Genomic DNA, 13617 nt, shown 5'->3' with positions numbered 1-13617 from the left:
CGGCCGACCTCGGTCTCGACCGGCTCACCCGGGCCTCGACAAGCTCAACCACCGAAGGACTTTCATGACTACCGTTGCCGCTGTCGAGGTGAATGCCCGCAGCATCCGCCGCATCGCCCTCAGCCACACACTGAGCCGCTGGGATGTGCGCTTCTCGCCCTACCTCTACATCTCCCCCTTCTTCCTCGTCTTCGCCGTCATGGGCCTCTTCCCGCTGCTGTACACGGCGTGGGTGTCGGTGCACGACTGGAACCTCATCGGCGGCCAGGGCGACTTCGTCGGCCTGGAGAACTTCGTCACGGTGCTGAGCCAGGGATACTTCTGGAACTCCCTGCGCAACACCTTCAGCATCTTCCTGCTCTCGAGCATCCCCCAGATCATCGTCGCGCTCGGCATCGCCGCCGTGCTCGACTTCAACCTGCGCGGAAAGACCTTCTGGCGCATGGGCGTGCTCCTCCCCTACGTCGTGGCCCCGGTCGCCGTCGCACTCATCTTCAACGACCTCTTCGGCGACAAGTTCGGCTTGATCAACAGCGCGATCATGAGCCTGGGCCTCGAGCCCGTGCGCTGGCACGTCGACGTGATCCCCAGCCACCTCGCCATCGCCACAATGGTGAACTTCCGCTGGACCGGGTACAACGCCCTCATCTTCCTCGCCGCCATGCAGGCCGTCCCGCGCGACTACTACGAGGCCGCCATCATCGACGGCGCCAACCGCTGGCGCACCTTCGGGTCGATCACCCTGCCGCTGCTGCGACCGATCATCATCTTCGTCATCCTGACCTCGACGATCGGCGGGCTGCAGATCTTCGACGAGGCGCGCATGTTCGACAACGTCGGCCAGGGCGGAGCCAGTCGCCAGTGGCAGACGCTCACCCTGTACATCTACGAACTCGGCTGGAACCAGCGCAACTTCGGCCGGGCGTCCGCCGTGGCCTGGCTCCTGTTCCTGATCATCATCCTCATCGCTGTCATCAACTTCCTCATCACCCGTCGCATCGCGGGCACCGGCGACCGCAAGCTGCGCGTCCGCGCGAAAGGCATCTCATGAGCAAGACCATCATCGGCGGGCACGACCGTCGGCCGTCCCTCTGGGTCTACGGCATTCTGATCGCGGTTCTCCTCGGCTCGGCCTTCCCGATCTGGTGGTCGTTCCTGATCGGCAGCCAGGATGCCTCCGCGCTGAACCAGAACGGGATGATGTGGATCCCGGGCGGTAACTTCATCGCCAACGCGGCCACGGTCATCGACAGCATCCCGTTCTGGACGGCGCTCGGCAACAGCATCATCGTGTCGTCCGTGGTGTCGCTCAGCGTCGTGATGTTCTCGACGCTCGCCGGCTACGCCTTCGCCAAGCTGAAGTTCCGCGGCCGGGAAGGTCTGCTCATCTTCGTGATCGCGACCATGGCCGTGCCGACCCAGCTCGGCGTCGTGCCCCTGTTCATCGTCATGTCGAGGCTCGGCTGGACCGGCAGCCTCTGGGCCGTCATCGCGCCCGCCATGGTGACCGCGTTCGGCGTGTTCTGGATGACCCAGTACCTGCGCGACGCACTGCCCGACGAGCTGATCGAGGCGGTGCGCATGGACGGAGCGTCGATGATCCGCAGCTTCTGGCACATCGGTCTCCCGGCCGCCCGCCCGGCCGCGGCGATGCTCGCCCTGTTCACGTTCATCGGCACCTGGACCAACTTCTTCTGGCCGTTCATCGTGCTCGGCCCCGGCAACCCGACCCTCCCGGTTGCACTGCAGCAGCTGCAGGCCGCCTTCTACGTCGACTACTCGCTCGTGCTGGCCGGCGTGGTGCTCTCGATCATCCCGCTGATCCTGGTCTTCATCTTCCTGGGTAAGCAGCTCGTGGCCGGAATCATGCAGGGCGCGGTCAAGGGATGACCTCGTTCGAAACACTCGAAACAATCACCGAGAATATGGGTATGACCTCACACGTACGTTCCTTCCCGCCCGAGTTCCTCTTCGGGGCGGCGACGGCCGCCTACCAGATCGAGGGCGCCGCCCATGAGGACGGCCGCACGGATTCCATCTGGGACACGTTCAGCCGCGTGCCGGGTGCTGTCCTCAAGGCCGACAACGGCGACGTCGCCTGCGACCACTACCACCGCTATCAGGGCGACGTCGCCCTGATGAAGGACCTGGGGCTGCAGACCTACCGCTTCTCCACCTCCTGGGCCCGGGTGCGTCCCGACGGCGGGCCGGTCAACCCGAAGGGCGTGGACTTCTACTCCCGCCTGGTCGACGAGCTCCTCGGCGCCGGCATCAAGCCGTGGCTGACCCTCTACCACTGGGACCTGCCGCAGGCCCTCGAGGAGAAGGGCGGCTGGACCAACCGCGAGACCGCCGCACGCTTCCGGGACTACGCCCTCACCGTGCACGACACCCTCGGCGACCGCGTGGGCGTGTGGACCACTCTTAACGAGCCGTGGTGCTCCTCCTTCCTCAGCTACACCGGCGGCGCCCACGCGCCCGGGCGGCAGAGCCCCCGGGACGGCCTGGCCGCCGCACACCACCTGCTCCTGGGGCACGGCCTCGCCGTCGAGGCGCTACGCGAACGCGACTCGAAGCTCGAGCTCGGCATCACGCTCAACCTCACCGTCGCCAAGCCGGTCGATCCGACGCATGCGGGCGACGTGGATGCCGCGCGCCGCATCGACGGGCAGTTCAACCGGATCTTCCTCGACCCGGTCTTCCGCGGCTTCTACCCGGAGGATGTGCTCCAGGACGTGGCCGAGTACGGGCTCACCGATTTCATCCACGAGGGAGACCTTGCCCAGATCAACCAGCCGATCGACACCCTCGGCGTGAACTACTACCACGGCGACCTGGTCAGTGATCGCCCGGCCGAACATCCGTTGCTCGCCCAGGCCCCGACCGACCGCCCCACCCGGTCGCCGTTCCCGGCGGCCGACGGCGTCTACGACCACCCGCAGGGGCTGCCGCTGACCGCCATGGAGTGGGAGGTGCAGCCCGACGGGCTGCGCGAACTGCTCGTTCGCGTGAACACCGACTACGCCGCCCCGACCGGCACGAGCCTCTACGTCACCGAGAACGGCGCGGCGTTCGACGACGTCGTCGCCGCGGACGGCAGTGTTCCGGATACCCGGCGCACCGAATTCCTGACCGACCACCTGGGCGCCATCCTCGACGCGATCGATGAGGGAGTCGACGTCAAGGGCTACTTCTACTGGTCGCTGATGGACAACTACGAGTGGGCCTGGGGCTACGAGAAGCGCTTCGGCATCGTGCGGGTCGATTACGAAACCCAGGAGCGCACCGTCAAGGACAGCGGTCGAGCTTACGCCGAGATCATCCGCAACCGCGCCCTCTCCTGAACCGGAACCGCGAGGGATGCGGGCAAAATATAATGGCGTCATGATAACGAGTGTGCGCCAGGTCCGTCCTTCGCAGCCCACCCTGGAAATGGTGGCCGAGGTGGCCGGGGTTTCCCGGGCCACGGTGAGCCGGGTCGTGAACGGGTCCACCAGGGTCAGCCCGGAGATCGTCGCCTCGGTGACGGAGGCCATCAACCAGCTCAACTATGTTCCGAACCGGGCGGCCCGCTCGCTCGCGAGCCGGCAGACCGAGGCCGTGGCCCTGGTCGTGCCTGAGGATATGACGCGGTTCTTCGGTGACCCCTACTTCGCCGCGGTCGTGCAGGGCATCACCCGCCGACTCGACCAAAGTGATTACACGCTCAACCTGCTCGTCGCGTCGAGCGACCCACGGCACAAGACTCTGCGCTACCTGCGCTCGGGCAACGTCGACGGGGCGCTCATCATCTCGCACCACACCGGCGACGACTTCGTGGCCGAACTCGAGAAGACCATGCCGGTGGTCTTCGGCGGCCGGCCGTCGAACGCGGACAACCTCGCCGCCTACTTCGTTGACGTCGACAACGCAGCGGGTGCCGAGACGGGCACCCAGCACCTCGTCGACATCGGGCGCCGCCGCATCGGCTCGATCGCCGGCGCGGTGGACATGCCGGCCGGCATCGACCGCCTCACCGGGTTCGAGCGCACGCTGGAGCGGGCCGGGCTGCCCACGGATGCCGTCGAACTCGCCGACTTCACGGCCGCCGGTGGCGCGGCAGCCACCCGCCGGCTGCTGGAGCGGTGCCCCGACATCGACGGCCTCTTCGTGGCGAGCGACCTGATGGCCACCGGGGCGGTGGATGTGCTGCGTGAGCTCGGCCGCTCTGTGCCCGGCAACGTGGCCATCGTCGGGTTCGACGACAGCCCGGCCGCGACGAGCGGCCCGGTGCCGCTGACCACGGTGAGCCAGCCCTCCGAGGAAATGGGCTACGCGATGGCGGACATCCTGCTGCGCCGGCTCGCCGCCGACGAGAGCATGCCGCACCGCACCCTCATGCCGACCCGTTTGGTGCTACGCGAGTCGGCGTGACACGCGCGGCTTCCCCGGTACGGGTGCTGCGCCGTTGCGCGCGTGGCGCGCCGGCAGCGTAGCGGCGCAGCACCCGCGCACCGGCAATACCGGCGGGACGGGCAGGGCGGTCAGGCCAGCTGAGGCATGACCTCGCGGGCGATGAAGTCCAAGTGGTCGAGGTCGGACAGGTCCATGATCTGCAGGTAGACGCACTCGACCCCGTCGTGGGCGAGGGCGCCGAGGCGGTCCACGACCTCGGACGCCGTGCCGGCCACGCCGTGCGCCCGCAGCTCGGCCGGTTCCCGGCCCACGGCCGCGGCCCGGCGAATGAAGTCGGCCTCGTCCGCGCCCGCGACGGCGATCAGCGCCGCCGAGTACACCAGCTCACGGGGATCGCGACCGATGGCCGCGCATGCAGCGCGCACGCCGGCGAACTTGGCCGGGACATCCGCGAAATCCGGGAACGGCAGGTTGAACTCGGTGGCGAAGCGGGCAGCCAGGGCCGGGGTACGCCTGGCGCCGCCACCGCCCACGATCACCGGGATGCGGGCCTGCACTGGCTTGGGCAGGGCGGGCGAGTCGACGAGCGTGTAATGCTCGCCGGCGAAGCTGTAGCGGTCGCCGACCGGGGTCTCCCAGAGCCCGGTCACGATCTCCAGCTGCTCCTCGAGCATGCCGAACCGCCTGGCCGGGAACGGGATGCCGTAGGCCAGGTGTTCCTGCTCGAACCAGCCGGTGCCGAGGCCGAGCTCGACCCGCCCGCCCGACATCTGGTCGACCTGCGCCACCTGGATCGCGAGGATCCCCGGCGGACGGTAGGTCACCGACGAGACCAAAGTGCCCAGGCGGATGCGCCGGGTCTCCCATCGCGAGGTAGTGGTCGGAGCGGAAGAACGCGTCGAAGCCGAGCGTCTCCGTGGCCTGGGCCACGGCGAGGATGTCGTCGTAGGAGGCACCCTGCTGCGGTTCGGTGAAAATGCGAAGTCTCATGCTCCCAGCCTTGCCCCGGGCCGGTCGGCGCCGAAATCGAACAGCGCCGGCTGGGCCGGCTCCGGCGCGGCCGGCTCGGGCGCGGCCGGCTCGGGCGCGGCCGGCTCGAATCCGCCGGGCAGGAACTCCACCGCGGGCAGCAGCGCGAAGCGCGTGCGCATGACCTGGATCGACTCGGGGTTCTGGTCCACCAGCACGAAGCGGCGGCCGAGGGCCGCGGCAACCGCGCCCGTCGTGCCGCTGCCGGCGAAGAAGTCGAGCACCCAGTCCCCCTCGCGGCTGGACGCCTGGATCATACGGCGCAGGATGCCGACGGGCTTCTGGGTGGGATAACCGGTCTTTTCCTTGCCGGTGGGCGACACGATCGTGTGCCACCAGACATCCGTCGGCAGCTTGCCCTTCGCGACCTTCTCGGGGGTGACCAGACCGGGCGCCATATAGGGCTCGCGGTCGACCGTGGTCGAGTCGAAGTAGTACCGGGCCGGGTTCTTCACGTAGACCAGGATCGTGTCGTGCTTGGTCGGCCAGCGGTTCTTCGACTTCGCGCCGTAATCGTAGGCCCAGATCAGCTCGTTCAGGAAGCAGTCCCGGCCGAAGAGGGCGTCGAGCAACACCTTGGCATAGTGCGCCTCGCGGTAATCGAGGTGCAGGTAGAGGGTGCCGTCATCGGACAGGAGGCGCCAGGCCTCGATCAGGCGCGGCTCGAGGAAGGCCCAATAGTCCTCGAACTGGTCGTCGTAGCCGAGCAGGTCACCCTTGATCCGCTCGTACCGCTGGCCCTTGAAACCAGTGATGATGCCCGCGGCGTCCGCACCCAGGGCGACGGATACCGGGCTCGCCGGTGCGCGCACCGACGTCGTGGTCTGCCGGTTCTGCTTGCGCCCCGTGTTGAACGGCGGGTCCAGGTAGATCAGCGTGAAGGCCGCGTCGGGCAGCTGCGGCAGAACCTCGAGGTTGTTCGCGTGGACGACACGGCTGGGGGAGGAGGGAGACCACGCGATCGGCATTCCTTCATTGTGTCAGGCAGCCTACGCTGAGGGGATGACACCAGATGCAGCATCCCCGGAAACGACCGGGGAATCCGACTCGGTCGTATTCCGCCACGAACCGGCCCTGGCCCGGTACACGCTCGAGCTCGCCGGCACCACCGTGGGCTTCGCCGACTACGAGGTCGCCGGCCAGGATGTGCTGTTCACCCACGTCGAGGTGGACCCGGCGCACCGGGGCGAAGGGCTGGCGGGCATCCTCGTCGAGCAGGCGCTCGACGATGTTCGCACCCGCACCACGCTCACGGTCGTGCCGGTGTGCCCCTACGTTGTGCGCTGGATCGACCTGCACGCCGAGTACCAGGACCTGCTCACGCGCGGACGGTAGCCCGCGTATTGACGGCCCGTGGCCTAGGGAACCCGCCCGATCCACTCCTCGGTGCCGAACTTGGTCTCTACCAGCTCGGTCGCCCTGGCATATTCCGCTTCGGTGATCTCACCGGCGACGGCGCCATAGAGCCCGGTGAAGGTCGCCTTCATCCGGTCGATGATCGCATCCCGGCTGAGGCCGGTCTGGCTGCGCAGCGGGTCGACGCGCTTCGCGGCGCTCGTGATGCCCTTGTCGCTGAGTTTCTCCCGGCCGATGCGGAGCACCTGCACCATCTTGTCGCCGTCCATGTCGTAGCTCATGGTGACGTGGTGCAGCACGGCGCCGCTGCCGAGACGTTTCTGCGCGGCCCCGCCGATCTTGCCCTTGGGGCTCGTGATGTCGTTCAGCGGCTGGTAGTAAGCGTCGATGCCGAGGGATTTGAGCGCCGTGAGCACCCACTCGTCGAGGAATGCATAGGAGTCAGCGAACGTCATGCCCTGAACGAGGTCGGTCGGTGCGTAGATCGAGTAGGTGATGACCGAGCCGGCTTCCATGAACATGGCGCCGCCGCCGCTGATCCGGCGCACGACGGTGAAGCCGTGCTTGGCGGCCTGGACCGGGTCGACCTCGTTCTTCAGGGACTGGAAGCTGCCGATGACGACGGCCGGCTCCGTCCATTCCCAGATCCGCAGCGTGGGGTTGCGGCGCCCCTCGCCGACCTCGATCGCGAGCACCTCGTCAAGCGCCATCTGCATGACGGGAGCGACAGCCTTGGTGTGGATCAGCTGCCACTCGTAGTCGCGCCAGCCGCTGGCCTGGGCGAGGGAGCGACGGATGGCCACCGCCACCGATTCGGGCGAGAACCCGAGCAGCGTGGCATGAGCCGGGAGCGCGGCGCGCACTGCGGCGGCGATGCTGACCGCGTCGCTGTCGGCGGACAGGCCGTTCACGGCCGCGTTGATGTCGCCGAGCGCACTATCGGGTTCGAGGAAGAAATCACCGGCCAGCCGGAAGTCGACGATCGTGTTGTCGACGACATCGAGATCGACGACGACGAGCTTGCCGCCTGGAACTTTATATTCACCGTGCATGACGCCAGCCTAATCGGCGCGCACGGCAAAACGTTTGGCCAGCCACCCGATCAGGTCGTCGAAGACATCCTCACGGTTCGTCTCGTTGAACACCTCGTGACGGGCACCGGGGTAGGTGATGACCCGGATGTCCCGAAGTCCCGACCGCCCGGAATAGGCCCGAACCAGCCTGCGAGCGCTGCGCTCCCCGCCCACGATGTCGTCACCGCCGACCAGGATGAGCAGCGGCAGGCCCGGCGGCAGGTCGCGGCCCGGCCTGCCGAAGAGGCGCGCCGCCTCTCGCAGCCCGAACAGCTTGGCCAGCGGGGTCGTGGTCGTGAGCGGGTCGGCGATGAAAGCGCGGGCCACCTCTGGATCGCGGCTGAGCCACTCCACCCCGGTGTCGCCGAGGTGCTTGTGTCGGCGGTTGAGGTCGCCGCTGTCCAGGTAGCCGGGCATCCGGTAGGCCGTGCCGCTGAGCACGACCGCGTCGTAGTCGGCGGCGTGCGCGTTGACGATCATCTGCACCATGAAGGACCCCCAGCTGTGGCCGAGCAGCACGAGCGGCAGGTCAGGGTGAGTGGCGCGGATGATCCCACTCAGCTGGCGTACGCCGGCCACTGCCGCGCGCAGTCCGCCGGGGCCGAGGCGGCCGAGGCGGGACAGGTCGCCGTCATACTGGTGCACTCCGGTCTGGCCGTGGCCGCGGTGATCGTCGGCGTAGACCGTGTAGCCGGCCGTGTTCAGTCGGGTGGCGAGCTCCGCATACCGCTGCGCATGCTCACCGACCCCGTGAGCGAGCTGCACGATGGCCCGCGGGCGATCGACCGGCCAGGTGAAATACGTGATCGAGACGCCAAAGTCATCCGTGTAGGTAGGCACGAGGCCAGTCTGGCAGGACTCGCCCCGCGCGTCTCTGGATTCCGGTTCTTTGCCGTCGATCCTGAACTAGGCTGCGAGCAGGGAATACTTAGCGAGGCTAAGTGGTTAGGGTGGGTAGCTATGGAATCTTCACCGACATCTCACGTGCTTGTGCCGGAGGTCTCCCCTGGTCGACGTGCGACGGTAGCCGAGCTGAGTCACGATTTCCGGCTGGCCAACGGCCGGCTGGCCCGCCGCCTGCGGCAGGAGAAGGCCGACAATGAGCTCAGCTCGAGCCAGTTCTCGGCACTCGGCACCCTGTTTTTCCATGGCCCGTTCACCCTCCGCGAGCTCAGCGAACGCGAGCGGGTCACGCCGCCGTCGATGAACCGCACGGTCAACGCGCTGGTCGAGGCTGGCCTCGTGAACCGGGCCGGCTCTGCCGACGACGGCCGCAAGGTGGTGCTCACGGTGACCGACCAGGGGCGCACCCTGATGCGGGAGACGCGCAAACGCCGGGATGCCTGGCTCGCCCAGCGCATCGTCACGCTCAGCCCCGACCAGCACCGGATCCTCACCGAGGCCGTCGACATCATGAAGGAACTCGCCAACAGTTGAACAACATGTTCCGCTCCCTGAGCATCCCGAACTATCGAATCTGGTTCGCGGGGGCCCTCGTGTCGAACATCGGAACCTGGATGCAGCGCACGGCCCAGGACTGGATCGTGCTGACCGAACTGACCGATTACAACGCCACCGCGGTGGGCATCGTGATGGCTTTGCAATTCGGGCCCCAGCTCGTGCTGATGCCCTGGTCCGGCCTCATCGCGGACCGGTTCAACCGGCGCAGACTGCTCATCCTGACGCAGACCCTGATGGGCCTGCTCGCCCTCGGCCTCGGTGTGATCACCGTCACCGGCGTCGCGGAGCTGTGGCACGTCTACCTCTTCGCCCTGGGCCTCGGGATCGTCGCGGCGATCGACGCCCCCGCTCGCCAGACCTTCGTGTCGGAGCTGGTCTCCGACAACGACCTCCCGAACGCCGTGGCCCTCAACTCCGCATCGTTCAACGGCGCCCGGCTGATCGGGCCGGCCGCCGCGGGGCTGCTCACGGTCGCCGTCGGCGCCGGCTGGGTCTTCATGATCAACTCGGCGACGTTCGCGGCGACGGTGCTCGCGATGACTCTTCTGCGCACCGTTCAGCTGAGGCCGCAGCCGCGGGCCTCCCGCGAGCGGGGACAGCTGATGGCTGGCTTCCGGTACGTGTCCCGCCGGCCAGACATCATCGTCGTGTTGATCACCGTCTTCCTGGTGGGCACCTTCGGCTTCAACTTCGCGATCTTCACGGCGACGATGGCCACGGTCGAGTTCGGCATGGGTGCCAGCGAGTTCGGGCTGCTCAGTTCGATCATGGCCATCGGCTCCGTCGCGGGGGCGCTGATGGCCGCCCGTCGCGGCCGGCCGCGGCTGCGTCTGGTCATCGTCGGATCCTTCGCGTTCGGCCTGTCCTGCGCTGTGGCCGCGGTGATGCCCAACTACCTGACCTTCGCGATCTCCCTGACCTTCGTCGGCCTGTCCTCGCTGACCCTGATGACCACCGCGAACGCCTACGTGCAGACCACGACGCGGCCGGCCATGCGCGGCCGGGTGATGGCGCTCTACATGGCGATCTTCGCCGGCGGCACGCCACTCGGGGCGCCCCTGGTGGGCTGGGTAGCCGACCAGTTCGGCCCGCGCTGGGCGCTCGGCGTGGCCGCGCTCTCGGGCCTCCTCGCGGCAGGGGCGGTGCTCTTCTGGATGGTGCGCTACCGCAGCCTGCGGGTACGGTTCCGCCGGGGCGTGACCCCACGAGTGCGGGTGCACCACGACGGAGACGGCCGCACCGCCGAGACCGCCACCCGCGAAATCGCGATCGTCGAGGCCACGGCGACGCGCTAGCGGAGTGAGACCTGACGAGCCTGGCGGCAGTTCTCCCCGAACGAATTCGACGGAGATTCTGCCCAAATCGTTGCCATAAGGCCCGAAAAAGCAGGTTTCGCTCAGATTCTCCGTCGAATTGGTTCAACACCGGACACCGCCCCCCCCTGCTGAACAGAGTCCGCGCGGTGCAGCCAGCTCTGAACCTGTGGGGCGCAACACAACGAATCGCTTGGCACCCACTCGGCTGACGGATGCCGGTCAGCGCACGCCGTTCATCAGCCGCAGGATCGGTCGGGCGATCAGTGCGAGCAACAGCCCGAGCACGATCGCGACCCCGCCGATCACGCTGAAGTAGACCGTCTCCGACACCGATGTGTACCACTCGGCGAGCCAGCCGGACACCGCGGTGCCCAGGGCGATCGAGAGGAAGAACAGCGCGACCATCTGGGTCTTGAAGAGTTCCGGGGCGAGCCGCGTCGTGACGGCCAGGCCGACCGGCCCGATCAGAAGCTCCGCCACCGTGAGCACGAACAGGATCGCGATCATCGCGATCAGTGGCGTCGAATTCGCGCCGCCGTCGACGAACGGGAGGAACAGCAGGAACGCGGAACCCATCAGCACGGTGCCGAACGCGAACTTGACCGGGGTGGACGGCTGACGCGAACCCCAGCGCGTCCACAGCGCGGCGAAGGCACCCGAGAGCAGGATGATGAAGACCGGGTTGAACGACTGCACCCACGACACCGGCAGCTCCCAGCCGAACACGTCGCGGTTGAGCCGTTCGTCGGCGTAGATGGTCACCACCGTGAACTGCTGCTGGGAGAGGGACCAGAACGCGGCACTGGCCACGAACAGCGGCATGAACGCGTAGACGCGCTTGCGCTCGAGGGCGGTGATCTGACGGTTACGCAGGATGACCACGAAGTAGGAGACCGTGGCGATCAGGGTCAGCGCGATAACGATGGTGACCAGGCCGGATGCCGTGATCACGCCGAGCAGGACCAGCACCACGATCACGACGATCGTTACGATCGCGGCCCAGAGGTAGCCGGCGTGGCGCGACGCCGGCAGCGGGTTCGGCACCTCGTGCACGATGGCCGGCAGGCGCTTGCGGCCGAAGGAGTACTGCACCAGGCCGATCGCCATTCCCACGGCGGCGAGCCCGAACCCGTAGTGGAAGCCGAGGGTCGTCTGCAGCAGGCCGGTCAGGACCGGCCCGAAGAAGGCACCCAGGTTGATGCCGAGGTAGAAGAGCGAGAAGCCCGCGTCGAGCCGAGGATCGTCCTTGGCGTAGAGCGCGCCCACGACGCTGGTCGCGTTGGCCTTGAGCCCGCCGCTGCCCAGCGCGATCAGGATGAGCCCGGTCGCCACGCCGCCGAGGCCCGGCAGGAGCGCGAGCGCCACGTGCCCCACCGCGATCACGATGGCGCTGAAGAAGAGCACCCGCTCCGAGCCCACCAGGCGGTCGGCCACCCAGGCTCCCAGGATGGTCGACAGGTAGACGCCGCCGCCGTAGGCCCCCACGATGCCTGCCGCGGTGGCCTGCGGGATCCCGAGGCCGCCGTCGGCCGCGGAGTAGTACAAATAGAGCAGCAGGATGCCCTGCATCCCGTAGAACGAAAACCGCTCCCACATCTCGACGCCGAACACGTTGGCGAGGGCGCGAGGCTGTCCGAGGAAGCTTCGGTCGTCGCGGGTGGGGGATTGTTCAACAGCCGAGCTCATTGCTTGACCTTACCGTGTGCCCCCAGACCTGGGGGCATCGGCCGGGTCGCGGCATCCGGTCCGGTGGCGCGGTACGATTTTGCCCGTACCGTTACGACGACCGGGAAGGGGCCACGTGGACGCCTACTCGCTCATTTCCCTCCTCAGCGAGGTGCTGACCCTGGTCGGCCTGGCCGTCGGCGGGGCGCTCTTCGCGGCCGGTCTCGTCGCGCGCGGCGTGAAGGGTCGCTGGGTACTGACGGATGGCGTCATCGCGTCCTCCCGGGCCGGAACGGTCATCCGCTGGTTCGACCGTGACGGCGAGGTGCACGAGTGCCCGGCGAACACACACGAGACGCACGGGCTCGCGCCCGGCGACGACGTGCCGGTCTGGTTCAGCCTCCGCACCCCCTCCCGGTGCCGCACCCACACCCCGGAGGCCGAGGGCCGGGCACTGCGCCTGACCGGCCTGATCCTGCTCGGCATCGGTGCCGCGTCCGGCGTGCTCGGCATCGTGCTGCTCTTCATCTGAGATCCTCTGCGTTCGCACGGAGCCCGCCGCCGTGACCAGGCCCGGTCAGCGCTCGGAACGACCTCTCCACCCCGGCCACGTCCGGTTTACAGCGTGGAGAACCGGAGGCAGACTGCCGCCGGTTCACGCAACTCCAGGGGAACCACGCAATGTGCACAATCCTGATCTCGGCGGCCGCCGCCGCCGTCCTCGCCGGGGCCGTCACCGGGACGTTCGGGGCCTCGCCGGCCCGGGCCGCTCCCTCCGATCCGGGCACGCCGGCCGCCACAACCGCCGATCCGTCCGGCTCCGAAACGACCGGCACGGTGAACGCCCTTCGGTCCAACCAGCGCAATGGATCATTCGATCTGCAGTCGCACCGCGGTGGCCGCGGCCAGTGGACCGAGGAATCACTGACCGCCTTCGCCGGGTCTCTCGAGTTGGGTGTGAGCACACTCGAGCTGGACACCCATTCGTCCAGTGACAACCAGGTGGTGGTGTGGCACGACGACGTGATGACGTCCAGCAAATGCGCCGACGCCGCGCCCGCGTTCCCCGGCGACCCGGCCTTTCCCTATGCCGACGACCGGGTGCGCGACCTGAGCCTGGCCGAAATCCGCACCCTGGACTGCGGCTACCAGCAGTTGCCGGGCTTCCCTGAGCAGGCGAACACCCCCGGCAGTCGGATCGGTCAGTCCTGCAGAGCTTCGACTGGGCGTCACTGAACCTCACCCGGCAAATCGCCCCGGATCTGACCCTGGGGGCCCGATCGAGCGGGGATTCCTGGCCGAGCGTCGGGCAGCCCGGATCC

The 13617-nt window shown here is 68.0% G+C and carries 13 protein-coding genes and 1 pseudogene; 9 read left to right on the top strand and 5 right to left on the bottom strand.

The window, feature by feature from the left end; genetic code table 11:
- The first annotated feature begins 64 nt into the window (after positions 1-64).
- Genes CXY81_RS06645 through CXY81_RS06630 form a run of 4 tightly spaced genes read left to right on the top strand, consistent with a single transcriptional unit; the run spans position 65 to position 4413 of the window.
- On the top strand, positions 65-1051 hold the full coding sequence (locus CXY81_RS06645) for a carbohydrate ABC transporter permease (RefSeq protein ID WP_104099904.1): 987 nt from the start codon (positions 65-67) through the stop codon (positions 1049-1051).
- Positions 1048-1890 (top strand): carbohydrate ABC transporter permease, encoded by an 843-nt coding sequence (locus tag CXY81_RS06640; protein WP_104170059.1) that lies wholly within the window; start codon positions 1048-1050, stop codon positions 1888-1890. The genes CXY81_RS06645 and CXY81_RS06640 overlap by 4 nt, the downstream gene beginning before the upstream one ends.
- 41 nt (positions 1891-1931) lie before the next feature.
- Positions 1932-3344: a GH1 family beta-glucosidase gene (locus tag CXY81_RS06635; RefSeq protein ID WP_104194381.1), complete on the top strand. Its 1413-nt coding sequence runs from the start codon at positions 1932-1934 to the stop codon at positions 3342-3344.
- 40 nt (positions 3345-3384) lie between these two features.
- Positions 3385-4413 (top strand): LacI family DNA-binding transcriptional regulator, encoded by a 1029-nt coding sequence (locus CXY81_RS06630; protein WP_104194368.1) that lies wholly within the window; start codon positions 3385-3387, stop codon positions 4411-4413.
- Positions 4414-4523: 110 nt separating this feature from the next.
- Here the strand turns inward: CXY81_RS06630 and CXY81_RS06625 are convergent.
- Both CXY81_RS06625 and CXY81_RS06620 read right to left on the bottom strand, forming a co-directional pair.
- A pseudogene (locus tag CXY81_RS06625) lies at positions 4524-5385 on the bottom strand (LLM class F420-dependent oxidoreductase).
- Positions 5382-6392 (bottom strand): site-specific DNA-methyltransferase, encoded by a 1011-nt coding sequence (locus CXY81_RS06620; RefSeq protein WP_104194367.1) that lies wholly within the window; start codon positions 6390-6392, stop codon positions 5382-5384. Before CXY81_RS06620 ends, CXY81_RS06625 begins: the two are co-directional and overlap by 4 nt.
- Positions 6393-6426: 34 nt before the next feature.
- Between CXY81_RS06620 and CXY81_RS06615 the strand changes: the two genes are divergently transcribed.
- A complete protein-coding gene (locus tag CXY81_RS06615) occupies positions 6427-6759 on the top strand; it encodes a GNAT family N-acetyltransferase (RefSeq protein WP_104099909.1) in 333 nt (110 codons plus the stop codon).
- Positions 6760-6782: 23 nt separating this feature from the next.
- On the opposite strand, the gene CXY81_RS06610 is transcribed toward CXY81_RS06615, so the two are convergent.
- Both CXY81_RS06610 and CXY81_RS06605 read right to left on the bottom strand, forming a co-directional pair.
- The gene (locus CXY81_RS06610) at positions 6783-7832 is read right to left on the bottom strand and encodes a biotin/lipoate A/B protein ligase family protein (protein WP_104170055.1); all 1050 of its coding nucleotides are present in this window, start codon (positions 7830-7832) and stop codon (positions 6783-6785) included.
- 9 nt (positions 7833-7841) lie between these two features.
- Complete coding sequence (locus CXY81_RS06605; protein ID WP_104099911.1) at positions 7842-8693, bottom strand: alpha/beta fold hydrolase; 852 nt, start codon at positions 8691-8693, stop codon at positions 7842-7844.
- Positions 8694-8813: 120 nt separating this feature from the next.
- On the opposite strand from CXY81_RS06605, the gene CXY81_RS06600 reads away from it, so the two are divergent.
- Positions 8814-9290, top strand: coding sequence for a MarR family winged helix-turn-helix transcriptional regulator (locus CXY81_RS06600; protein WP_104170054.1), 477 nt, complete (start codon positions 8814-8816; stop codon positions 9288-9290).
- Positions 9291-9295: 5 nt separating this feature from the next.
- On the top strand, positions 9296-10609 hold the full coding sequence (locus CXY81_RS06595) for an MFS transporter (protein ID WP_104170078.1): 1314 nt from the start codon (positions 9296-9298) through the stop codon (positions 10607-10609).
- A 240-nt stretch (positions 10610-10849) separates the two neighbouring features.
- Here CXY81_RS06595 and CXY81_RS06590 read toward each other — a convergent pair whose 3' ends face one another.
- On the bottom strand, positions 10850-12316 hold the full coding sequence (locus CXY81_RS06590; RefSeq protein ID WP_104170053.1) for a peptide MFS transporter: 1467 nt from the start codon (positions 12314-12316) through the stop codon (positions 10850-10852).
- Between the two features lie 115 nt (positions 12317-12431).
- Between CXY81_RS06590 and CXY81_RS06585 the strand changes: the two genes are divergently transcribed.
- The gene (locus tag CXY81_RS06585) at positions 12432-12827 is read left to right on the top strand and encodes a sortase (protein WP_104170052.1); all 396 of its coding nucleotides are present in this window, start codon (positions 12432-12434) and stop codon (positions 12825-12827) included.
- A 149-nt stretch (positions 12828-12976) separates the two neighbouring features.
- Entirely contained in the window at positions 12977-13531 is a 555-nt protein-coding gene (locus CXY81_RS06580) for a glycerophosphodiester phosphodiesterase family protein (protein ID WP_104194366.1), read from the top strand.
- The last annotated feature ends 86 nt before the right edge of the window (positions 13532-13617 follow it).

The sequence above is a fragment of the Cryobacterium sp. M25 genome, from assembly GCF_002929635.1.
In the GTDB taxonomy this organism is placed as follows: domain Bacteria; phylum Actinomycetota; class Actinomycetes; order Actinomycetales; family Microbacteriaceae; genus Cryobacterium; species Cryobacterium sandaracinum.
This window is presented reverse-complemented; position numbering and strand designations above follow the sequence as displayed.

Excerpts from the sequence above, each read along its gene's own strand:
- CXY81_RS06645 (WP_104099904.1), top strand. The coding sequence starts at position 65 with ATGACTACCGTTGCCGCTGTCGAGGTGAATGCCCGCAGCATCCGCCGC.
- CXY81_RS06640 (WP_104170059.1), top strand. The coding sequence starts at position 1,048 with ATGAGCAAGACCATCATCGGCGGGCACGACCGTCGGCCGTCCCTCTGG.
- CXY81_RS06635 (WP_104194381.1), top strand. The coding sequence starts at position 1,932 with ATGACCTCACACGTACGTTCCTTCCCGCCCGAGTTCCTCTTCGGGGCG.
- CXY81_RS06630 (WP_104194368.1), top strand. The coding sequence starts at position 3,385 with ATGATAACGAGTGTGCGCCAGGTCCGTCCTTCGCAGCCCACCCTGGAA.
- CXY81_RS06620 (WP_104194367.1), bottom strand. The coding sequence starts at position 6,392 with ATGCCGATCGCGTGGTCTCCCTCCTCCCCCAGCCGTGTCGTCCACGCG.
- CXY81_RS06615 (WP_104099909.1), top strand. The coding sequence starts at position 6,427 with ATGACACCAGATGCAGCATCCCCGGAAACGACCGGGGAATCCGACTCG.
- CXY81_RS06610 (WP_104170055.1), bottom strand. The coding sequence starts at position 7,832 with ATGCACGGTGAATATAAAGTTCCAGGCGGCAAGCTCGTCGTCGTCGAT.
- CXY81_RS06600 (WP_104170054.1), top strand. The coding sequence starts at position 8,814 with ATGGAATCTTCACCGACATCTCACGTGCTTGTGCCGGAGGTCTCCCCT.
- CXY81_RS06595 (WP_104170078.1), top strand. The coding sequence starts at position 9,296 with ATGTTCCGCTCCCTGAGCATCCCGAACTATCGAATCTGGTTCGCGGGG.
- CXY81_RS06590 (WP_104170053.1), bottom strand. The coding sequence starts at position 12,316 with ATGAGCTCGGCTGTTGAACAATCCCCCACCCGCGACGACCGAAGCTTC.
- CXY81_RS06580 (WP_104194366.1), top strand. The coding sequence starts at position 12,977 with ATGTGCACAATCCTGATCTCGGCGGCCGCCGCCGCCGTCCTCGCCGGG.